The sequence below is a fragment of the Chthonobacter rhizosphaerae genome (genome assembly GCF_013839525.1).
Taxonomy (GTDB): Bacteria; Pseudomonadota; Alphaproteobacteria; order Rhizobiales; family Pleomorphomonadaceae; genus Chthonobacter; species Chthonobacter rhizosphaerae.
The window spans coordinates 1-2043 of sequence record NZ_JACDIS010000033.1 but is presented as its reverse complement, the minus strand read 5'-3'; the positions used below and the strand labels follow the sequence as shown (position 1 = coordinate 2043).

Genomic DNA, 2043 nt, shown 5'->3' with positions numbered 1-2043 from the left:
GGCCGCCGGGCCCGCGCCCGGGCCGCCCCGGGTGATCAGCCGCTTGCCCTCGCCGAGCGGCGTGTACCAGAGATGGTTCGGCTCCTCCTGGTGCCATTCCAGGCCGCCGGTCTCGCCATAGACCCGCAGCCGAAGGCCGTTCTCGTTGCCGATCGCCACCTGGCTCGCCCACAGCATGCCGCGCGCCCCGCCCGACCAGCGGGTGAGGATGTTCACGTTGTCGTCGAGCCGCCGCCCCTCCACGAAGGTGGACAGGTCCGCCGACACGGCCTCCAGCTCCAGGCCGGTGACGAAGGCGGCGAGGTTGTAGGCGTGGGTGCCGATGTCGCCGATGCAGCCGCCGGCGCCGGACCGGGCCGGATCCACCCGCCAGGCCGCCTGCTTGGAGCCCTCGTCCTCCACCTTGGTGGCGAGCCAGCCTTGGGCGTATTCCGCCTGCACCACGCGCACGCGGCCGATCAGGCCGTCCGTGATCATGGCCCGGGCCTGCCGCACCATGGGGTAGCCGGTGTAGTTGTGGGTGAGGACGAAGAGCCTGCCGGAGCCCTTGGCGATCTCCGCCAGCGCCACCGCGTCCTCCAGGGTGGCGGTGAGCGGCTTGTCGCAGATCACGTGGATGCCGGCTTCCAGAAAGGTGCGCGCCACCGGGAAGTGCATGTGGTTCGGCGTCACGATCGCGACCGCCTCGATGCCGTCCTTCAGGCGGCTCTCCACCCGGGCCATGCCCTCGTAGGACGTGTAGGCCCGCTCCGGCGGAAGGCCGAGCTCGAGCGCCGACAGCCGCGCCCGCTCCGGGTCGCTGGACAGGGCCCCGGCGACGAGCTGGAACGCGCCGTCGAGGCGCGCCGCGATCCGGTGGACGGCGCCGATGAAGGCGCCCTGGCCGCCGCCCACCATGCCGAGCCGGATCGGGCCGGTGTCCGCGGCGCCCGGTCCGGCCGGGCTCGTGTCGGTGGTCATCGGATCCTCCTTGCTTCCTGTTGCGGCCGTCACCGGTCGATGCCGAGCATGCGCCGGTTGGCGGCGTCGTCCGTGCCGGCGCCGGCGAAGTCGTCGAACGCCCGCTCGGTCACCCGGATGATGTGCCGGCGGATGAACTCCGCACCCTCGCGCGCGCCGTCCTCCGGGTGCTTCAGGGTGCATTCCCACTCCAGCACCGCCCAGCCCTCGAAGCCGTGGCGGGTCAGCTTGGAGAAGATGGCGCCGAAGTCCACCTGCCCGTCGCCCGGCGAGCGGAAGCGCCCGGCCCGGTCGGCCCAGGGCTGGTAGCCGCCGTAGACGCCGATCCGGCCGGTCGGGTTGAACTCCGCGTCCTTCACGTGGAAAGCCTTGATGCGCTCGTGGTAGATGTCGATGTTGGCCACGTAGTCGAGGCCCTGCAGCACGTAATGCGACGGGTCGTAAAGCATGTTCGCCCGCGGGTGGTTGCCCACGCGCTCCAGGAACATCTCGAAGGTGGCGCCGTCGTGCAGGTCCTCGCCCGGGTGGATCTCGTAGGCGACGTCCACGCCGTTGTCGGCGAAGACATCGAGGATCGGCAGCCAGCGGGCCGCGAGCTCGTCGAAGGCCGCCTCCACGAGCCCCGCCGGGCGCTGCGGCCACGGATAGACGTAGGGCCAGGCGAGGGCGCCGGAAAAGGTGGCGTGGGCCTTGAGGCCGAGGTGGCGGGACGCCACGGCGGCGCGCTTCACCTGGTCCACCGCCCAGGCCTGCCGGGCCTTCGGGTTGCCCCGCACCTCCGGCGCCGCGAAGCCGTCGAACGCCTCGTCATAGGCCGGGTGCACCGCCACCAGCTGGCCCTGCAGATGGGTGGAAAGCTCCGTGATCACCAGGCCGTGGCTCGCCGCCACGCCGGCGACCTCGTCGCAATAGGTCTTCGATTCGGAGGCGGTCTTCAGGTCGAACAGGCGGCCGTCCCAGGTGGGGATCTGGACGCCCTTGAAGCCGAGGCCGGCCGCCCAGCCGCAGATCGCGTCGAGCGAGTTGAACGGCGGGTTGTCGCCGGCGAACTGGGCCAGGAAGATGGCCGGTCCCTTGATCGTC

Annotated in this window: 2 protein-coding genes; both read right to left on the bottom strand. The window is 71.6% G+C overall.

The genetic code is table 11. The features are described 5' to 3' along the window. A partial coding sequence (locus HND91_RS22375; RefSeq protein ID WP_181708826.1) for a Gfo/Idh/MocA family protein occupies positions 1–960 on the bottom strand: 960 nt, incomplete at its 3' end. 29 nt (positions 961–989) lie between these two features. Beyond that, positions 990–2043 (bottom strand): sugar phosphate isomerase/epimerase family protein (locus tag HND91_RS22370; RefSeq protein WP_246329653.1); only part of this gene is annotated, 1054 nt, incomplete at its 5' end.